This is a genomic window from Rossellomorea sp. NRS-1567 (genome assembly GCF_050467885.1).
Classification (GTDB): Bacteria; Bacillota; Bacilli; order Bacillales; family Bacillaceae_B; genus Rossellomorea; species Rossellomorea aquimaris_C.
In genome coordinates, this window is sequence record NZ_JBITPL010000017.1 from 29328 (window position 1) to 49364 (window position 20037).

The window sequence follows — 20037 nt, forward strand, 5'->3', positions numbered from 1 at the left end:
CATGATGAGTACGTTTGTTTATATGGTGAGACACGGTGAGTCACCAAAGGGTGGAAATGAAAGAACAAGAGGGCTAACTCCAAAAGGTCATTTGGTTGCTAAGCGGGTAACGGACATTTTAAAAGATGAAAAGATTGACGCAGTTGTTTCAAGCCCCTATATACGTTCCATCTTAACGGTCGAAAAGTTAGCTGCACAACTAGGGCAAGAGGTTTTAGTATATGAAGATTTAAAAGAGAGAATCTTTTCTTCTGAAGATAAACGAGTTTCTGATAAGGAATTGGTTCCACTGTTGGAGAAGTCGTTCGGGGAACCAAATTTCGCTTTAGAAGGAGCAGAATCAAATGCTGACTGTCAAAAAAGGGCTATTAACGTTTTTAAAGAACTACTAGAAACTTTTAGAGATAAACATATCGTAATAGGATCTCACGGGGCTGTAATGACCTTGATGATGGGATATTTTGATAGTAAGTATGACTTGGATTTTTTACATAGCACGTCCAAACCTGATATTTATAGGATGGAATTTAAAGAAAAGGAATTGGTGGATGTTCGAAGGATGTGGGGGATGAAATAAGGCGTAAATTATTATTAATTATTCTTGTTATTGAACAAGGGAATAGCTGAAAATCGGGAAGTGAATCTCCTGCTATATTGTCTGTTCCGTTAAAGGGAGGTTAGTGGAATAAGAAACAACTAAATCAGTATGACAAAATGGGATTATTAGGTAATTAATTTCAAGGGGGAGCGGGATGCTAAAAAGGAAATTCGGGGACCGTTCAGAATGGAAACGAGTAATAAAAAAGAAATATTCGCAATCATATCTAGATACAAAAAAATTTAAAGGTTATATAACTTTATTAAATACAATAAAAGTAACTGAACCTCTATCAGTTAGGTATGGTGAGGAAAATGTTTGTATTGTGAATGATGGTTATATGTGGTTGCAACAATTTCCATTGGAGAAAAATCATTCGGTAACAACGATGTTTAATGCCAATGGTGATATAGTCCAATGGTATATCGACATATGTCTTCGTAACGGATTTGAGAATGAGATTCCTTGGATGGATGACTTATTTTTAGACATAGTTTTACTACCATCTGGAGAAGTTATTGAAAAGGATGTAGATGAAATTGACGATGCTTTAACAAAAGGGATTATTGATAGAACTCTTTATGACTTTGCATGGAATGAAATGAAAAACATTAAGAGTTTAATAAGCACAAACAGTTTCGATTTAATAAAGCTTTCAAACAACCACAAGGAAATCTTATCTAAAATATTACAATAACTACTTTTCAAGTAACAGGAGCTTATCCGCCATAAGGTAAGCTTCTTTTTTATGGAATTTAGTTATTGAGTTTCTATCTGCTATTTGAAATAATTGGTAGTAACGAATAGATTGGCAACCATTAAAGTCCCTATACTGAAGGTGAGAAAATGAAAGAAACGATCAATGATACTGATTTTTTCAGGTTGTATGCCTTATGTGACGGAGTCTATGCAGCGATTGCGAAGCCTGGCCAAGGTGCCTGGAGTAATTCTGGCATCGTTGACTTGGGTGAGGAATTGCTGGTTTTCGACTCATTTGCCACTCCTTCCGCCGGTTATGAATTAAGGAAGCAAGCTGAAGAGATGACTGGGAAAAAAGTGAAGTACCTGATCAACAGTCATTATCACGGAGATCATGTATTTGGAAATCAAGCATTTGCTGATACAACGATTATTTCCACTTCCCTCACAAGTAAATGGTTTGATGAAAAAAATAAGATAGTAGATTTAGAGACAGAAATAGAAGAAACGGAAGACTATCTGAAGAAGCTAAAAGATCAAATCGAGTTTACTGCAGATAGAGTCATGAAAGCCAGTCTCACCAATCAATATAAGGAAATGGCAGCCATTTTAAAAGACTTACCTATTATGAAAATGGTTATCCCAAACGTCCTTTTTGAAGAAAGAATGGTGATTGAAGGCACTAAAAGAAAGGTTGAATTGCACTGCTTTGGAGGAGGGCATACTCCCAGTGACACATTTCTGTACTTACCAGAAGAGAAGATTGGATTTATGGGTGATCTGGTAACCGTTGATTTACATGTACCCATTTATGATCCTGAACAATTCAGTGCCATTCTAGAAAACGTGAAGCTACTGGATATTGAGACTGTCGTACCTGGTCACGGATATCCAGGGGGGAAAGAATTGGTGTTTACTCTGGAAAAGTATTTAGCCTTTTTGATTGAAAATACGAAAGAAGCAGTGAAAAATGGTGTGCCATTCAAAGTCTTGGTTTCTAACTTAGAAATACCTGACGAATATGTCGAATGGATAGGTGTTAATGGGATTAGAGGCAATCTATCTAAAGTGTATGCGTTTTATGCTGGGTAATTATCCTGGTTACTGGTTATCCAGGAAGTGGCGGTGCGGATGTCTCCCAAGCAACTTTTTTCATCACCTTGGAAGCCTCAGAACCTTCACTGGACATACAGTAAATAGAAAGGAAGTATTTAAATGAATGACATTAAACTACTTATTACTTTCAAAGGTCACCTTAACAATTATTCATTAGAACAGCTAAGGCATATATCAGAAGAAGGGGTATGGTCAATTGGACAGATGTATGACCATTTAATTGTTGTTGCCCATGAGTATCTTGATAGTATGGAAGAATGTGCTGCATTGAATGAGGAACAACCCCTTGGGAAAACAAAATTTGGTGAGCAATTATTTGAGAACGGAGGGTTTCCACCTATTAAAATAAGGTTACCAGATGAACTAAATGCTCCACCAAATAATTCAGACAGCAAGGAAGAACTCATTAGCAGGATGGAACAATTAATTCAACGAGTGATTCATTGGGAAACAAAAGTGGATAATATTAACCCACATAATAAAGTTGAACATGGAGGATTCGGCTGGCTGAATGCAAAGGAATGGTATGATTTGGTCGGAATGCATTTTCGTCATCATGTTCGTCAAAAAGATGAGCTGGAAAGTTACTTAGTATAGGTGGAAATTACATAGCGCTGCTGAAGATCGGACAGCTTATTTACCTTTTCGTCATTCTACAAACGGGGCAGGTTAGAGGGAGAAGGTTAGAAGGAATATCCTTTGAATTTATAGAATATTTAAAAGGATAGATCTTAAAGGTACCGGTTCGTTCTATTGATAAATAGTCGCCTCTATAAAAGAAGGAGGAAATATTCATGCTGTTTATGATGATTGTCAAAGGCTCGAAGAATTCGGAAGCCGGAAATCTTCCGAGCCCTGAGCTCATGGAAGCCATGACAAAGTACAATGAGGAATTAGTGAAGGCAGGCGTGCGGGTTATGGCTAAAGGACTTCATCCAAGTTCAAATGGGATTCGCCTTTCGTATCCGGAACCAGGGGGAAAGCCGGTTGTTACGGAAGGCCCATTTACGGAATCAAACGATCTAGTTGCAGGTTTTTTTCTCGTTGATGTGAAGTCGAGGGAAGAAGCCATCGAGTGGGCCATGCGGATGCCGGATCCACAAGGACATGGCGAAGGTCAGATTGAATTGCGTCAAGTATTTGAGGCGTAGGAGCAAACGAACAAACAGTAGTGAATGTATTTTAATCAAATGAGCAATGTCATTTTTTAACTAACAGAGGCTTATCCGCAATAAGGTAAGCTTCTTTTTTATGGAAATTAGCTATTGAGTTTCTATCATTGATTTGAAATAATTGGAATTAAGTGGTTGGACTGGTTAATTCAATAATCGGAAGGAAAAAGGTAGATAGAAGAAACTATTTGATCTACCAAATGAAATAAAGGAGAAAAGAGTATGAATAAATCATTTATTGAACAAGTACATTATATTAGAATTCCAGTAAAAGATTTAGATCTGTCTGCCCAATGGTATAGAGATGTATTAGGGCTCCAGTTATTAAACATTACTGAGGAATTTGCGGTTATAAAAGTAAATGAAGGACCTTTTTTACTCATCTTAGTTCCTACTGAAGATGAAACATTTGCACATTTTACAATTAATAATGAACAAGAATTTAGCATTGGCTTTACAAGTCCGGAATTATCTAAATTTCATCAACACTTAATGGATAATCAGGTTAAGGTCGAGGCTATAAAAGAAGATAATGGTCATGCCTTTTTCCACTTTTATGACCCAAATGGTAATAAGCTTCAAGCACACTGGTGATATTAGACCAGCTTCATTAGTTGGGCCAATTGTGGAGAATACTCATGAGCAACAACTGCAAAGTGGAGTGACGTTTGAATCGATTGATGAAAAAATAAAGGGAGAATAAATTCTATCGAATCAGATGAGTCACTCTATTCTTTTATTATCTCTATGGTTAATAGAGTCCTTCATAGACAACAAGATACCAATATCTGTAGGGGACCCTATTTTCGGAAGCAGATTATGGGCAAAAGGAAGCGTGAGACACATCCATTTCCTTTTTTAATAAAATCAAGTAAAAGGAGTAAAAAAAATGAATTTAGGACCTCCTATTGCCATCGGAAATACAGCAAAAGTGTATCACTATGAAAACAAGGTATTCAAAGTTTTTAATGACTCATTACCTGATAAGGAATCCACTAATGAAGCTTATAAGCAGAAGTATGCTTATTCGTGTGGACTCTCTGTCCCGGAAATAGTTGATGTAACCAAAATCGATGGTAAACAGGTAATCGTCATGGAACACATAAAGGGGAGGACTATAGGAGATCTTCTAACCGATAACATGGAAAAAGCGGAATATTATATGAACATTTCTGTTGATATACAAATGAAAATACATAAAATCAAAGCTGATTCTATTGAACCGATGTCTGAAAAATTAAGTAGACAAATAGAAAATGCACCAGGGTTGGATATTAAACTTAGATCTACCTTAATTAAAAAACTAGATTCGATGACCTTCCACGAAAAACTCTGTCATGGGGATTTTCATTTATTCAACTTAATTATGTCAGATCATAACGTCACCATTATCGACTGGGTTGATTCCAGTGCAGGGGATATACGTGCTGACGTATATCGAACGTATCTCTTGTATTCCCAGTTTTCAGTAGAATTGGCTGAAATGTATATGCTTCTTTATTGTGAGAAAAGCGGTTTGTCTAAAGATGAGATTTTTCAATGGGCTCCAATTATAGCTGCGGCAAGATTGTCTGAGTGTGTTTCATCAGAAAAACCAGAGCGTCTTTTGGAGATTGTTAATCAGTATTGTCCTATTTGACAAACTTTGTATTATCTTTGAGAGCAAATTTGAATATGTTAGGACTGCTAATGGAATCAATCAAAATATATATTCCTGTGCAAGTAGATCGCTGTATTTTGAACAAATGGGTATTAGGATCATTCTTATTTGGGGGATTGTTTTATGTTCGTTGTAAATGTAGAAGGTGCTATTCACCGCGATGGTAAGTGGCTTCTAATCCTGAGAAGCGAGAAGGAGGCGCATGCGGGTGGCTCTCTTTCACTCGTCGGCGGCAAGTGTGAAATAGAAGGAGTATCATCCGATATATTAGAAAGGACTTTACAAAGAGAAATATTTGAAGAGGTGGGAAGCGAGGTCACAGGTATTCAATATGTGAACAGCTCTTCCTTTGTTACTGATTCGGGTATCAATGTAGTTGATATCGTTTTTCTGTGTCATCATAAATTGGGCGAACCTTTCGCAAAAAGTACTGAAGAAGTTGATGATGTATTTTGGATGACTACTTCAGAGATTCTTGCCCATCCGGAACTACCTGATTATTTAAAGAAAAACATAAAATTGGCAGAGGAAAAGATATAAGATAGTTATGCATATTCTTCAGAAGTAAGAAACCCACGACGAATCGCTTGCTTCTTTTTCGTTACAGAACCGTACAGACGTTTCTGAAAAAATAAATACATAAGGATTGAATACTATGATTCAACAATCACTAATTTTATCTGGAAAGCAAAAATTAGAGTGGAGACGAAATGAAATAAGGGAATTGGAATCCGATGAAGTATTAATCCGGACCATTGCTGGAGCAATCAGTATCGGGGCTGAATTGCCACAATATAACGAATCAGATGTTACTGATCCCCATCCTAAATACCCAAGAGAAACTGGCTATGAAAGCTATGGGCAAGTTATAAAAGCAGGGGATGATGTTACGAATATTAACATAGGAGATCATGTACTCGCATTCTATGGTCATAAGGATGTAGGCATAGTAAAAACAAATAAAGTAGTCAAGGTACCGGATTCTGTTGAATATAGGTATGCTCTGCTTAATACGTTATCTTGTGATGCCGGAAAAGGAGTATTGAAGCTCAAACCTGAATTGAAAGATAAGGTTCTTATCACGGGTGCAGGAACAATGGGGCTATTGACCATTCACTTCTTGAAAAACTATATGAAAATAAAACATATTGATGTGTTAGAACCAGATGAATCGAGAAGAGAACTTGCACATACTTTGGGTGCATCTAATACCTATTCTTCTAAAGAACAAGTGCCTTCAGACTTTTATGATTTCGGCCTGGAATGTTCTGCGAGTAAAGATGCGTTTCATACCCAGTTGAAATCATTGAAGCACCAGAAAGAACTTTGTATATTATCAGATGGTAATAAAGATCTATTTTACCTAAATGAAGACTTTTACGAAAAAGAATTGAAAATTGTTGGTTCAAGTGATGGATGGGATTATCAGCAACACTCGATTTGGTTCTTTAATGAGAGTGTAAAAACCCCGCATTTATCAAAGATATTTAACTATGAGATTCATTCAGACCAGTTGATAGATTGTTTTGAGGAGCTCAGTAACCAAAAGAAAAGACCAATAAAGGTATTAGTGAAATATCTTTAAGCACGAAGCTATTAGCTTTAACATTATCGGACGGGATAGTGGGTAAAAGGGGTGTAACTTACCTTATAGTAAATCTTAAGTTCCAAGGAGTAATACATTGAAAAACAGGGTGAATGTATTCATTACAATAAGTTTAATAGTACTATCTTTACTCTTACTCTTTTTAAAAAAGCCGACTAACACTGCTTTTGATGGATGGTTGGCCAGCGAATTCGATATTGAATGTAAAGTTCAAACGTGTGTACTAAACTCTCAAGAGTTTACGATAGTGAACAGGGAACATACAGACTACATATTTTTCAATCAGAAAAGCATTCAATTAGAAAGAAATGACGGTACATTTATGTTTGTTGAAAGTGTGGGTATATTAGATAATTTTATTCTCCATACATTTAAACCTCTTTATTAAGTTCATGGGGCTTATCCGCAATAAGATAAGCTTCTTTTTTATGGAATATAGTTATTGTGTTTATATCACCAATTTGAAATAATTGGTATAAAGGTAAATGCAGGGATTGTAATTAAGTATGTTTTTACAAGGAGAAGGGTCATGAAACATAAACCATCAAATGGATTATTCAGAATCGATTGCTCAGATATCTATCTACAAGAGTTCTCCATAGAAAATGCAGAAGATATATACAGAATATCAAATCAGCCAGAAATAGCTCAATATCTGCCAGACTGGAAATCTACAAAACAACAAAGGATGGACTGGGTTACAAATTACGAAATACCAGGAAATAAAGCATTTCTAGAGGCCGCTGCCAAAACAACCAACATTGAAGGTCATACGTTAAAACTAGGGGTATTTAGTAAAGAGACGGATGAATTGATTGGTTGGTGCTGTACGGGTATTAAGAATGAGCTTCCTGCGCCGAATAGAGAGGTTATGTATGCCATATCAACTGAATATGAAGGGAAGGGCTACGCGACTTTAGCATCTATAGGGTTGATTAACTACTTATTTACGAATACCAATGTAGAAATCTTGAACGCAGTCGCTTTGATTGACAACGTTCCATCCAATAAAGTGATTGAGAAGTGTGGTTTAACCTACCAGGGACAACAGAGAATTGGAAATGAACTTTATCATCATTATAAATTGAGTAAGTCAGAGTGGAAGAGAAACATGAAGTAAAGTGCGACGATTGTCCGTCAACGTACATATGTGTATGAAAGTTTAAGGTGGTGCAAGAACGATGAGTGATAAATGGTTAGAATGGGCAAAAAGGATCCAAGCATTATCTCAATCGGGGCTAAGCTTTTCAAAGGATGTTTACGATATTGAGAGATATGAAGAATTACGAACGATCAGTGCGGAGATAATGGAGGAATACACGGACCTAGAAATGATGAAAATAAGGGACTTATTTACGAACGAAACAGGTTATCAGACACCGAAAGTAGATGTGCGTGGTGTCGTTTTCAAGGATAACAAAATTCTAATGGTAAGAGAGAAAGTTGAGGATAAATGGTCCCTTCCAGGTGGATTTTGTGATGTAGGTCTGTCTCCAAGTGAAAACATTGTCAAAGAAATAAGGGAAGAATCCGGATATGATGTAACCCCTGTAAAATTACTAGCACTGCTCGATATGAACAAGCATCCACATCCCTCGCAACCGTACCATTACTATAAAATATTTATTCAGTGCGCGGTGACTGGTGGAAAGGAAAGAAGTGGAATCGAAACAAAAGGAGTTCATTTTTTTGAAGAAGAGAAACTACCGGAGCTATCGGTTGGAAGAAATACGGAATCTCAGATCAACCTGCTGTTTGAATTCTTAAGGGATCCTTATAAGGAAACCGTATATGACTAATGGTCATCGAGGGACAGTTAATTATGGTGGCAATAGGCAAACAAAATACTTACTTATAATATTGATGATATTTCTATTAATTGTAGGGTGTGGGAGTGATTCTGACTTTAAAGGAGCAATTCTTGAAGTGAAGGAAAGTAGTATTATTGTAGGGGAAGACGATACTGACCCTGAAGCACAATATCAGTCATATGAAATTATTATTGATGATAAGACGAAATTTAGTGGTGAAGTTGAAAGTTTTAAGGATTTAGAGAAATGGGTAAGCCGAACAGAACGTCCGATTGTGCATTTATGGTTAATGAATGAAGGAGAAAATACCAAAATTGACAAAGGAGTAGCGAGTGAAGTTATTGTAAAAAAGAATTGACCAGACTGAAAGATTCTTCAGCTAACGGGGGTCTGTCCGCAACCCAATCCTCATGTTCCATATAAGAGGGCATTAGCTGAGGAGTCCTTTTAGGGAAAGGGTGATGAATATGACTGTTATTTTAACTGTACTTGGAGATATATTCGCTGCTATTGCAGGTTCACTTCTGAAGAAAAAGGAAGAGAAAATTAAGAAATGAATTATAGGGTTGTTCCTTAAAGGTGTTAATAACTAACATCAATCTAAAACATCCCCAGCTGTTTCATTTTTCAGCATGGGTACAGGAGAACAGATTCAACTGGCTATTACCAAGGACTCATTCACATATCATCTTATATAAAAGGAGAAGAGAAAAGTATGAACGAAGCATTAAAAGAACACTTATGTCAGCTGGAAGAGAGTTTATTGAAGCCAGAAATTCGGACGTCCAAAATAGAGCTTACTCAAATTCTTTCTGATGAATTTTTTGAAATAGGCAGTTCTGGTAAAATCCTTTATAGAAATGAAGAAATAAGTGAAGAAGGTATTAACTTAGTAAAGATGAAGCTTTATAACTTCGAAATACATCCTTTGTCTGATGAAATAGTATGGACTACATATCAAGTTACTAATGTAGAGACTGGGCAGCAGTCCTTAAGAAGTTCAATTTGGAAATGTACCGAGGGAAGATGGCAAATGTATTTCCATCAAGGTACAAAAGTTAGTAATTAATAATTTATTTCTCGTAATGGAAGTTTATCGCTGAGGATAAGCTTCTTTTTTATGCAATTAATCATTGAGTTTGTGGGTTTATTTTGAAATAATTGGTAGTATGTAGGAGGTTCTTTGAAAGCATATAGAAATTGATGGGAGGACCACAAAAGTGAACAAGTACGGGCAAGACCTATTTAAAGGCACTGCAGGATATTATTCGAAATACAGACCGATGTATCCTTCTTCTTTGATAAGATTTCTGGTTGAAACGTTCTCTTTAAATGGGGAGCAGAACCTCCTTGATTTAGGCTGCGGTACAGGGCAACTTACCATAAGGTTTTCAGATTGGTGTCATAAAATAGTCGGTATAGATGTTGAAGCGGAAATGATTGAAGAAGCTACGCGTATCCATCAGGAAGTTAGGATGGGGCAGATTCAGTGGTTCAATGGAACCTTGGAACAGTACAGACTTGAGAATCATGAGCATTTTTCTCTCGTGACGATAGCCAAGGCTTTTCATTGGTTGGACAGACCAAAGGTATTAGAGGAATTATTTGATATGATTTCTCCTGGTGGCGGGGTGGCGATCATTGATAATTATGATCCCGATCAAACGTTGAATCCTTGGCAAATAAGGTTCAATGAAGTGATTGAAAAATGGTATGGAAAAGATCGAAAGGCTGGAAATTCAACCTATACTCATCCCGTTACCAGTCATGAAGAAGTCATATCCCATTCTCAATTTGACCTTGAAGTTCATACCTTACCAACATACGAAATCACTTGGACCATTGAGTCGTTACTAGGGAATCTGTATTCTACATCCTATGGATCTAAGCGTTTTCTTGGAAGTGACATCTCGCTATTTGAACGTGATGTGAGGGAGGCCATGCTCGATATTTGTGAATCTGGAGAATATAAAGAAGAATCAACGCTATCAGTGAAGATCGGGAGAAAAGGGTTATGAAAAATATGGTAAATCCAGCAGGCTAAACCCATGTAAAAAGAGAATGTTTACTATATCTGATTGTGGGAGGGAATTATAAATGAGCGAAAAATTATTAAGGGTTGGTACAACCTATATTCCAGTATCGAATGTGGATCTTTCATCTGAATGGTACATACATAAATTAGATGCAGATTTAAGCTATAAAGATGAAGATAAAGCCATCTTGAATCTTGCAAACCAAAGTATTTTTCTTGTTAAATCCAAAGAAAACCAAAGTGCTAATTTCATAGATGTTTATGGTGAGGAACGCTTTTCTTTAACATTTGAAGTGAATGGTTTAGAAGCGTTGGAAACACTGCATAAGGATTTTATAGATAATGGGATTCGGGTTGGCACTATTGAAAACAGAGGACACTCTGGAAGGAATTTTGTTTTTTATGATTTAGATGGAAATAAGTTTGATGTGTGGAGTGAGCTTAGTCCGGTTTTTCGGGAGAAATATTTCATTTCGCAGTGATCAAATGGTGAAGGAAAAGCTGAGGGTCAGGCCGTTGATCTTTCGCTTTTTCTTTATGCTGTTAAATCTTCATTACGATAGGGATTTGAGGAGGGTTTTTTTGAAGCCAAGGCTAGTCTTAAAAGTGAATAATCTAGGTAAATCTCAACATTTCTACAGTCAATTCTTTAAATGGAGCGAAGAATGGAAAGATGACATAAATGAAATGGTCCAAATGAGGCTTCCAAGTGGGGGTGCCGTGTTACTCATTAGAGGAGATGGGGAGAAGTTCAAGGATTTTACTGATGTGGCGTTTGTGAAACCTGACCCTGGCCAGCGTTTTTATATCATGGGGAAAAAGGTTGAAATGCTGAAACAGGAGTTTATTGAAAATCAAATGGATTATGAGTTGGAGGTAGATCCGGGATTTGGTCAGTTAATCTTGGTGGAAGATCCAGATGGCTATATTGTTTCACACTGGGAAGAGTTATATATGTCAGATGGAGACATACTATCACTCTATAAGAATGGGATTGACCGAATAGACACCGTTCTGGAAGGTTTATCTGAGGATGATTTAGATTTGGTAAGAGCCGAAGGTAAATGGTCCATTCGACAAACAGCGCTTCATTTAATTGATTCAGATATGACGATGTTTCACAGAATAAAGTTTGCTCTTGCTGAAGATGGCAGAGTTTATAAGAATAACCCATATGACCCGAATCAATGGGAAGCAGGCACAAACTATAAAGAGAGATCCATAGATACAGAGGTAGCCCTTTTCAAGTTGATAAGGAAACATGTTCTCACTCTTTGTGATCGTCTACCAAACGCACTGGATAGAAAAATTCAAACGGAAGACCAAGGTGAGCTTACTGTAAGAAACATGGTGAAGATGGTGGCTGGTCACGCCAAAGGACACTTTGAACAGATGGAAGAAACGAGGTCTATCCATCAGGGTTATTCTGTCTGTCTAATTTAGGAATGACACTTCTGTGACAATTAAGCTAATTTACAGGTGATTTCCAATTTGGAATCGAAAGAATAGGTACAGACTGTAAGTATTAGAGGTGTTTGTATTAATCATCCAAGTTTATCTTTAAGAAGGAATTCATATTTATTACTCATTGGATTGGGGATATCAACCTTAGGAGATTTTATTTATCTCGTCGCTATTAACGTATTCGTATTAAAGCTGACTGGTTCAGCTGCAGCGGTAGCTGGATTATGGATTATTGGTCCTGTTGCTTCTATGATCACGAAATTTTGGTCTGGTAGTATTATAGACCGATTAAACATTCGAAGGATCATGATCGGAACCGACATCATTCGTGCAGCATTAGTAGCCCTCATTCCTTTCTTAAATTCTCTTTGGCTTATCTATGTTTGCCTGTTCTTTCTTTCGATTTCAAAAGCCTTTTTCGAACCAGCCGCCATTACCTATATAACCAATATTGTTCCTGTGAAAGGAAGGAAGAAGTTCAATGCTTTTAGAAGTTTAATCACTTCAAGTGCTTTTTTGATAGGTCCTGCTATTTCTGGAGTGCTTCTTTTCATTAGTTCTGTTCACATTTCTATATGGATCAATGCTTCTTCGTTCCTGGTTTCGGCTATAATGTTGTATTTATTGCCTGACATCAATCATGATCATAGCGATAGAACTATCCGTAAATTGAACATGGGAGTATTGAGAAACGATTGGAAAGAAGTATTCACTTTCAGTCGCGACAATCACTATATAGTCAAGGTGTACTTCTTGGCTCAATTCTTTATGATTGTTGCACTGGGGATGGACGCTCAGGAGGTTGTCTTCACTCAAAAGGTCTTGAATTTATCCGAGACAGAATATGGCTTATTGATCAGTTTAACAGGAGTCGGCTCTATAGTAGGAGCCACTACCGTTTCGTTGGCGGCCAAACGCTTGTCTGTAAAAACCCTAATGTGCCTTGGGTACTTCATGGTATCAGTGGGTTATGTTGTGTATGCTTTCTCCTTTTCTTTTTGGACGGTAGCTATAGGGTTTATAATCTTAGGATTTTTCAACTCATTTTCAGGCACTGGGTTTATGACTTTTTATCAGAACAATGTTCCGATCAACATGATGGGGAGGATTTCCAGTATATATGGGATTTTTCAAAGTTTTCTTCAGATTATCTTCATTTTATTGATCGGTTTTACAGGTGACATGATTCCCATTAGATACAGTATCATTGCTGCCTCTACTTTCATGGCAGTGATAAGTATTTTGCAAATAAGATTGGTTCTCATGCCAAGCAAATCTGAGTATTTTGAAGAAGAAGTAGAACTTAAAAGCACCTCTTAAGATTAGAAATAATGTGTATGGTTTCAGTGTGAACACTATCAAACGCATACAAAGAAAACCCACCTCTAAACGGAGGCGGGTTCCCTATTAAAACTTGAGGTCAATTTCAAGATGTTTTATATAGTATCATACACAAGACGATAACACAAAGGATAACCAAGGGAATCATGAAACTTGGGGGTTACTACCGTAAACCAGGGTTCAAAGAAGATTTGATCATAGGAGGGTTTAAATGTCTTACGATGAAAATTGTCCATTATGTAATCCACATAAAGATAAGGAACAGAATATTGTACTGGAGAATGAAACTTGTTATTTTTTGCAACACAACAAACATCAAGGTGTCTTAGAGGGTAGCGGGTTGATTGTCCACAAAAAACATCATACCGATGCTTTTGAATTAACACAAGAAGAGTGGAACGATACATATGAACTGCTACAGGAGGCAAAAAAAGGACTAGATAAGGAGTACTCACCAGATGGCTACACTCTTGGCTGGAATGTAGGAAAAGTCTCCAACCAGGAAATTCCCCACAGTCACCTCCACGTCATACCACGATACAATGATGAACCATTGGCTGGGAAAGGGATTCGGTATTGGTTGAAACAAGAGGGGAATAGAAGGTTGAAAAGTTAAGGGGTGCCAATGATGGAGTACACGATACGCAAAATGGAGAAAAAGGATATAAACCAAGTTCAGGAAGTCGCAAGAACAAGCTGGAATACTACTTATGAGGGCATCATTCCTCTTAAAATCCAGGAAAGTTTCTTGGCTTCTGCTTATAGCGACGAAATGATGCTTAAGCGTTTAGAGGTTTCTTCACTGTATGTGGCTGAAAAGAACGGAAAGGTTGTGGGATTCGCTAATTTCTCTCCTGTAAAAGAAGAAGGGGAAGTGGAATTAGGGGCCATATATTTATATAAGGAATATCAGGGCGAAGGGATTGGGACTGCCTTGCTTCAAGAAGGGATAAAGGAATTAAATGGTGCTAGATCGGTCTATATTAGTGTTGAGAAAGAGAATGAGACAGGAACAAACTTTTATCGTGCAAAAGGCTTCACCGTCGTTTCAGAATTTGATGATGATCTTGAGGGTCATATCACTAAGATGTATAGAATGGTATTGAGTTTATAAGTTTGATTGATTAATAATAGGGCCATAACTGTCGATTAACCATCTCGATTGATACAATCACAGCGTCCCTAAATCGGGGGGGGTTTTAATGAAGAGTCAGCACGAAAACGAAGAAATGCTAACAGGAGGGAATATCTCAAGCGTATATCGTTCCGGAGATACCGTTCGGCGGGAACAGAAGCCTGATAGTGGAAAAATTCATACGTTATTGCAGCATTTGGAAAAGAAAGGTTTTGATCATGCACCGAAGTTTCTAGGAATTGATGATAAAGATAGAGAGATCTTGTCGTTTATAAAGGGGGAAGCCGGCAATTATCCCTTAAAAGAGTACATGTGGTCCAATGAGGCTTTAAAAGGAATAGCGAAGATGCTCCGTCAGTACCATGATGCTGTGAGCGACTTTCCATTTATGGATGAATGGCAACCAATGGACCACACGCCACCGAACACAGAGGTTATATGTCACAATGATTTTGCCATTTATAATATTATTTTTAACCAGGAGAAACCAGTAGGCATCATTGATTTCGATGTTGCCGGTCCCGGTCCGAGACTTTGGGACATTGCCTATACTCTGTACACCTGCGTTCCTTTAAGCAGGCATTATCATACCGAAGCAGGTGAAGCCGTGCATTACCATCCAACCCATGATGCCGACCGTATAAAACAAAGAGTGGCACTGTTCTTTGAATCCTATGGTATGGACGGAATGGAAGAAGAGTATCTGGAGATGGTATTGCTGCGCTTGGAAGGCTTATGCAACTACATGAAAAGAAAAGCCGGTGAAGGGGACCCTGCTTTCCAGAAAATGATCGATGAAGGGCACTATGAACATTATCAAAAAGATATTACATTCATTCGTGAACATGGGAGAGAGTGGGTTTAATAGGGAGGTCAGCAATCGGGCGCGATACTTTGATATCGTGCTTTTTTGCTGGATAAATTTATTGTGGGATGAATCACCCTTTAAGTAGATGAAAGTAATATGAACTGCCATCTAGCTAAAGCAGGACTTTACCGAAGTTATGCCGAATGTGTAGGTAAAAAGTGGAATATAGGTGAAAAATATGAGTAAGATCATTCAGTATTACAATCAATTTGATGAGTGGGGAAGACTTGAACGTGAACCAATTGAATTCCAGGTGAATTGGCATTATATAAAAACATATATGCCCGAGACAGGCTATGTGCTTGATAATGGAGCAGGGCCGGGAAAATATTCAATGGAACTGGCCAAAGCTGGTTATAGGGTAACACTGACCGATTTGACCCCAAGATTAGTGGATATAGCAAAAGATAAAGCAGAAGAACTTGATTTAGACGGACAGTTTGAAGGGTTTCATGCAGCAGATGCCAGAGACCTTAATATGCTTGAAAATGAACAGTTTGATTCCTCGTTGATGCTTGGCCCTATGTATCATCTGCAGGAAGAAAATGACCGTATGAGGGCAGTGGAAGAATTAAAAAGAGTGACGAAAAAGGATGGACTGGTCTTTGTTGCCTTTATGCCTAGAATTAGACACATCCTTACATCGCTCTTATCTCCGGATAATTGGAAGCCCAATAATGATATGGATGGGATTGTGCAATTTTCCCAATCAGGTTGCTTTAATCACGCAGATGAAGGACGTTTTACAGGTGCGTATTATTTTAATATAGAAGACATCAATCCATTTATGGAAGCAAATGGATTCGAAACCATCAAGTTAATAGGTTCCAATGCAGGAACGGTTTTGAATCAAGGCCATTGGGATTACTGGAGAGAAAAAGGTGAAGGCGAAGTAAGGAAGTTAATCGATTTAATTATAGAGAAGGCAACAGACCCTTATATACTTGGAATTTCCTCTCACTTGCTTTATATTGGCAGGAAAAAGTAATGAGTTACATCCGGGTAGAGCTTTAGCATTACATATTAATTCAAGGTCGAACGTTATCGGTTTCATGACACTTTAGAGATTTTGGGGTGAGTAAATGAGCGAAGGGATTAATTATAAGTTCTGGACAATTTGTATGATCCAGGATAATGAGAAAGTATTGCTATTAGAAAGGCTGCATGACGACTTTAAGGGCTTTATTCCACCCGGGGGAAAAGTAGAGTTTCCTGAGAGTTTTGTAGAAGGAGCAATAAGAGAAGTTAAAGAGGAAACGGGGCTTGAAGTGAGTAACCTTATTTATAAGGGCCTTTATGAGTATGTCAATCCGGAAAAAAATGATAGGTATATTATTTTCAATTATCTTACTCGAAGTTTTAAAGGAGACTTGGTACAAGAATGCCCAGAAGGTAAGCCGGTCTGGGTTAATATGAAAGATGTAGAAAACCTTCCAATGCAACAATCCATTAAAAGAAGATTTCCCTTGTTCTTTGAAGAAGGGACCTTCGAGTTTCAGGTGTATTGGGATAATGAGAATGATACTGAAGGGGACGTTAGATTGAGGATGACGTAGTTTAATGGTAGGAAAGGGTAAGAAGAGAGTCAAGCCAAGGGCGTAAGAACAGGTTTCTTGGCATGATTTAGAAAAAGCCACGGTACCTGTCCCCGTGGCTCCTTGGGATTATTGTATAATATTTTTTTCAATGACAAGTGATAGGCTATCAGCTATTTGCTGATAAGTAGCATCATTTGGATGGAAGTTGTCACTTGAAAGATCGCGTTTGGCATCCGTTACCAAATTGAAGGTATCCACAACTTGAACGTCGTATGTTAAGCCTAATGTGCGGGCAGATTCATTCCATTTTTGGATGACAGAATCGAATGAATCCCCGTCCGGCAATTCCTTAAAGGGATTATATAGTCCCATGTAGAGGATGACTGCATCCTTATTTATTTCACGAATGGTTTCAAACGTTTTTTCCAAGTTAGGAATTTCGGTTTCCAGAATGCCAAGGGCGGTAGCTTCTGAATAATTGTTTAAAATCTCACCAGAATTAAAGAGGTTGTTTCCCCCAATCGTGATGGAAATGATTTTGGCGTCCTTAAGAGATCTCTTGACATCCTTTTGTTCTAACTGTTCCAGTAAATCTTCAATCCTGGCACCCCGTATGCCTAAGTTTTGGTACCGCTCCACAGTATTAGTTTCTTTAAGTGGATTTCCAACCAGCGGGACAAAACCTTCTCCCTTTGATGATCCTACCCCCCTTGTCAATGAATCGCCAAGTGCTATATACGTTTCTCCAGGAGTGAGAGGAGCTTCTTCTGATTCTGCTAATATCTTCTCTTGGGGAGGGTTGGCGACATCCAAATAGGCTCTTACAAATCCATATCCAAATAGGACTGTCAGTGCAAGGGAAAGGGTGATAAATAGTTGCCACATCCATTTTTTCATCTCTTAATCTCTCCTTCTATTATGATTGTACCAACTTTTACTCATGCTGAGTATTTAAAAGAGCAATTGAGAAAAAAGTTCGTTAGAATAGATGTAGGGTGATGATATGAGCATAAAGCCAACAGTACAATTGAAAAATGTAACGAAAGTAATAGGGAAAAAGACGATTATTGATAATATATCATTTGAAATATATCCAGGAGAAGTATTTGGATTCCTTGGTCCCAATGGTGCTGGAAAAACGACTACTATTCGGATGCTCGTCGGTCTGATCAAGCCAACATCAGGAGTCATAAAAATCTGTGATTTTGATGTGAGAAAGCAATTTGTACAGGCGATGCAGCGCCTTGGTTCTATCGTTGAAAATCCAGAATTATATAAGTATTTGAGCGGTCGGGAAAATCTGCAAATATTTGCACGGATGCTGCCTGAGGTGGATAGTGAACGAATACAAGAGGTAATTGATCTGGTTGATCTGACTGCACGAATCGATGACCAAGTACAGACCTATTCACTGGGAATGCGTCAGAGGCTCGGGATTGCACAAGCATTGTTAGGCCGGCCGGATGTGCTTATATTGGATGAACCTACGAATGGATTGGATCCAATGGGAATAAAGGATCTTCGTACATTCATCAGGAAACTGGTCGACGAAACGGGTCTTTCAGTTCTTGTATCCAGTCATATATTAAGTGAAATCGAGTTGCTGGCCAATCGAGTGGCTATCATGAGCCATGGGAGAATCGTGAAAGTAGGCACGGTAAGTGATTTAGTGGATGCATTGTCATCAGGTGTGGACTGGAGAGTCAATGATGCTTTTCGTGCACTTGATATCTTTAAAGCATCTCCCTATGTCCAAGCTGCAGAACTGTACGATGATCATACTGTCCATACTCTTATGGATGAAAGCAAAACTTCGATCCTGAATGAATCTTTACTAAAGGCGGGAATCGAGGTATGGACAATTGAGAGAAAGGTCCAGACATTGGAGGACTTATTTATTCGTTTGACTGGGGGCGATCATATTGTCTAACCCAAATATGATTGGTCTGATTCATAATGAAGTAATGAAAATCGTTTCAAAAAAACGCTTTGCGGTTGTCATCGCCATATTAATCATTCTAGTCTCCATGTTTACATATGCACAATACCGGGAGATACAAGAGAAGATTGAAAAGCAGGGCACTCTGGACTGGAGGGTGGAGCTGCAGCAGGAGATAGTCGATCGGCAAAACCGACTTGCATCCAGTGGGATCCAGGATGAGGTCAGACAATTCCTTGAATTTGATTTGAAGCAAAAGCAATATTACTTGGACAACGACATCAACCCGAACTATCCTGGAGCACCTACATTTATCCGCATCTTCTTTTCACAAGGACTCACACTAGTACTGCCTTTACTCATCATAATTATTATGGCTGATGTTGTGAGTGGGGAATACAATGATGGGACCATCAAGACATTATTGTCCCGACCGGTAAAACGATGGAAGATCCTGATGGCCAAATGGCTGACGGTTTTGCTGTATACATCGATGCTGATGGCAGCTACGGTGATTGTCTGCTATGGGATTTCAGGGATTGTACTTGGATATGATGGCTGGACGGCACCTATTCTGACGGGCTTTCAAGCTTCTCCATCTGGTGAGTTTTCGACGACATATATCCATACCCTTCCGATGTGGGAATACTTGCTGATGTCAGCGGGTCTTGCCTGGGTAGTTACAGCGACTGTTGGAACCATAAGCCTGATGATTTCAGTACTTGTGAAAAATACAGCAACTGGTATCGGGGCGATGATGGCTGTGTTGATTGCAGGCACCCTCTTATCTTCTATCGGTTCAAGCTGGACGAGCTCAAAGTATTTGGTGAACTTGAATTTTGATCTCATCAACTACATAGAAGGTCAAGCTCCTCCAATCGAAGGGATGTCACTGCCGTTTTCATTAACAGTGCTTGGAGTATGGACTGTCGCTTGCCTAGCTATTGCGTTTTGGAATTTCACTCAGAAGGATATGTATTAAGTGCATCATTTAGCAAGGCTACTATTAATATTTATTCGGATTCCTGTCCGCACCTGCATCGTAATGGAAGATT

At 38.3% G+C, this 20037-nt stretch carries 26 protein-coding genes; 25 read left to right on the forward strand and 1 reads right to left on the reverse strand.

The features are described from left to right. The first annotated feature begins 4 nt into the window (after positions 1–4). The 23 genes from ACIFOD_RS12705 (at position 5) to ACIFOD_RS12815 (ending at position 17061) form a co-directional block, all read left to right on the forward strand. Positions 5–577 (forward strand): histidine phosphatase family protein, encoded by a 573-nt coding sequence (locus ACIFOD_RS12705; protein WP_430315080.1) that lies wholly within the window; start codon positions 5–7, stop codon positions 575–577. Positions 578–752: 175 nt separating this feature from the next. After that, positions 753–1295, forward strand: coding sequence for a DUF402 domain-containing protein (locus ACIFOD_RS12710; RefSeq protein WP_430314970.1), 543 nt, complete (start codon positions 753–755; stop codon positions 1293–1295). 149 nt (positions 1296–1444) lie between these two features. Continuing rightward, entirely contained in the window at positions 1445–2389 is a 945-nt protein-coding gene (locus tag ACIFOD_RS12715) for an MBL fold metallo-hydrolase (RefSeq protein WP_430314971.1), read from the forward strand. A 123-nt stretch (positions 2390–2512) separates the two neighbouring features. Further along, entirely contained in the window at positions 2513–3010 is a 498-nt protein-coding gene (locus ACIFOD_RS12720; RefSeq protein ID WP_430314972.1) for a DinB family protein, read from the forward strand. Positions 3011–3207: 197 nt separating this feature from the next. Next, positions 3208–3564 (forward strand): YciI family protein, encoded by a 357-nt coding sequence (locus ACIFOD_RS12725; RefSeq protein ID WP_430314973.1) that lies wholly within the window; start codon positions 3208–3210, stop codon positions 3562–3564. A 243-nt stretch (positions 3565–3807) separates the two neighbouring features. Beyond that, entirely contained in the window at positions 3808–4179 is a 372-nt protein-coding gene (locus ACIFOD_RS12730) for a VOC family protein (RefSeq protein WP_397552288.1), read from the forward strand. Continuing rightward, complete coding sequence (locus ACIFOD_RS12735) at positions 4151–4288, forward strand: hypothetical protein (protein ID WP_430314974.1); 138 nt, start codon at positions 4151–4153, stop codon at positions 4286–4288. The genes ACIFOD_RS12730 and ACIFOD_RS12735 overlap by 29 nt, the downstream gene beginning before the upstream one ends. 186 nt (positions 4289–4474) lie before the next feature. Then, positions 4475–5224: a phosphotransferase family protein gene (locus tag ACIFOD_RS12740; protein WP_397552289.1), complete on the forward strand. Its 750-nt coding sequence runs from the start codon at positions 4475–4477 to the stop codon at positions 5222–5224. A gap of 144 nt (positions 5225–5368) precedes the next feature. After that, a complete protein-coding gene (locus ACIFOD_RS12745; protein WP_397552290.1) occupies positions 5369–5785 on the forward strand; it encodes an NUDIX domain-containing protein in 417 nt (138 codons plus the stop codon). A 115-nt stretch (positions 5786–5900) separates the two neighbouring features. Then, entirely contained in the window at positions 5901–6830 is a 930-nt protein-coding gene (locus ACIFOD_RS12750) for an alcohol dehydrogenase catalytic domain-containing protein (protein ID WP_430314975.1), read from the forward strand. Between the two features lie 550 nt (positions 6831–7380). Continuing rightward, positions 7381–7971 carry a GNAT family N-acetyltransferase gene (locus ACIFOD_RS12755; protein ID WP_430314976.1) on the forward strand — a complete coding sequence of 197 codons (591 nt, stop codon included), beginning with the start codon at positions 7381–7383 and terminating at the stop codon, positions 7969–7971. A 61-nt stretch (positions 7972–8032) separates the two neighbouring features. Continuing rightward, positions 8033–8650: an NUDIX hydrolase gene (locus tag ACIFOD_RS12760; RefSeq protein WP_430314977.1), complete on the forward strand. Its 618-nt coding sequence runs from the start codon at positions 8033–8035 to the stop codon at positions 8648–8650. After that, positions 8643–9020 (forward strand): hypothetical protein, encoded by a 378-nt coding sequence (locus ACIFOD_RS12765; RefSeq protein WP_430314978.1) that lies wholly within the window; start codon positions 8643–8645, stop codon positions 9018–9020. Before ACIFOD_RS12760 ends, ACIFOD_RS12765 begins: the two co-directional genes overlap by 8 nt. A gap of 357 nt (positions 9021–9377) precedes the next feature. Next, the gene (locus ACIFOD_RS12770; protein WP_430314979.1) at positions 9378–9731 is read left to right on the forward strand and encodes a DUF4440 domain-containing protein; all 354 of its coding nucleotides are present in this window, start codon (positions 9378–9380) and stop codon (positions 9729–9731) included. A gap of 151 nt (positions 9732–9882) precedes the next feature. Next, positions 9883–10680, forward strand: coding sequence for a class I SAM-dependent methyltransferase (locus tag ACIFOD_RS12775; protein ID WP_430314980.1), 798 nt, complete (start codon positions 9883–9885; stop codon positions 10678–10680). Positions 10681–10759: 79 nt separating this feature from the next. Continuing rightward, positions 10760–11179, forward strand: coding sequence for a VOC family protein (locus tag ACIFOD_RS12780; protein ID WP_397552296.1), 420 nt, complete (start codon positions 10760–10762; stop codon positions 11177–11179). 100 nt (positions 11180–11279) lie between these two features. Continuing rightward, complete coding sequence (locus tag ACIFOD_RS12785; protein ID WP_430314981.1) at positions 11280–12140, forward strand: DinB family protein; 861 nt, start codon at positions 11280–11282, stop codon at positions 12138–12140. 150 nt (positions 12141–12290) lie between these two features. Further along, positions 12291–13481, forward strand: a complete 1191-nt coding sequence (locus ACIFOD_RS12790) for an MFS transporter (RefSeq protein ID WP_430314982.1) — start codon at positions 12291–12293, stop codon at positions 13479–13481. A 232-nt stretch (positions 13482–13713) separates the two neighbouring features. Continuing rightward, positions 13714–14118 carry an HIT family protein gene (locus ACIFOD_RS12795; protein WP_430314983.1) on the forward strand — a complete coding sequence of 135 codons (405 nt, stop codon included), beginning with the start codon at positions 13714–13716 and terminating at the stop codon, positions 14116–14118. A gap of 12 nt (positions 14119–14130) precedes the next feature. Continuing rightward, positions 14131–14616 (forward strand): GNAT family N-acetyltransferase, encoded by a 486-nt coding sequence (locus tag ACIFOD_RS12800; RefSeq protein ID WP_430314984.1) that lies wholly within the window; start codon positions 14131–14133, stop codon positions 14614–14616. Positions 14617–14704: 88 nt separating this feature from the next. Further along, positions 14705–15502, forward strand: a complete 798-nt coding sequence (locus tag ACIFOD_RS12805; RefSeq protein ID WP_430314985.1) for a phosphotransferase — start codon at positions 14705–14707, stop codon at positions 15500–15502. 181 nt (positions 15503–15683) lie between these two features. Then, positions 15684–16493 (forward strand): class I SAM-dependent methyltransferase, encoded by an 810-nt coding sequence (locus ACIFOD_RS12810; protein ID WP_430314986.1) that lies wholly within the window; start codon positions 15684–15686, stop codon positions 16491–16493. Between the two features lie 94 nt (positions 16494–16587). Continuing rightward, positions 16588–17061, forward strand: coding sequence for an 8-oxo-dGTP diphosphatase (locus tag ACIFOD_RS12815; RefSeq protein WP_430314987.1), 474 nt, complete (start codon positions 16588–16590; stop codon positions 17059–17061). A 108-nt stretch (positions 17062–17169) separates the two neighbouring features. Here the strand turns inward: ACIFOD_RS12815 and ACIFOD_RS12820 are convergent, their stop codons facing one another. Continuing rightward, positions 17170–17940, reverse strand: coding sequence for an SGNH/GDSL hydrolase family protein (locus tag ACIFOD_RS12820; protein WP_430314988.1), 771 nt, complete (start codon positions 17938–17940; stop codon positions 17170–17172). 106 nt (positions 17941–18046) lie between these two features. On the opposite strand from ACIFOD_RS12820, the gene ACIFOD_RS12825 reads away from it, so the two are divergent. After that, entirely contained in the window at positions 18047–18973 is a 927-nt protein-coding gene (locus ACIFOD_RS12825) for an ABC transporter ATP-binding protein (RefSeq protein WP_430314989.1), read from the forward strand. Positions 18974–18980: 7 nt separating this feature from the next. Next, entirely contained in the window at positions 18981–19964 is a 984-nt protein-coding gene (locus ACIFOD_RS12830; protein ID WP_430315081.1) for an ABC transporter permease, read from the forward strand. Positions 19965–20037 lie beyond the last annotated feature (73 nt).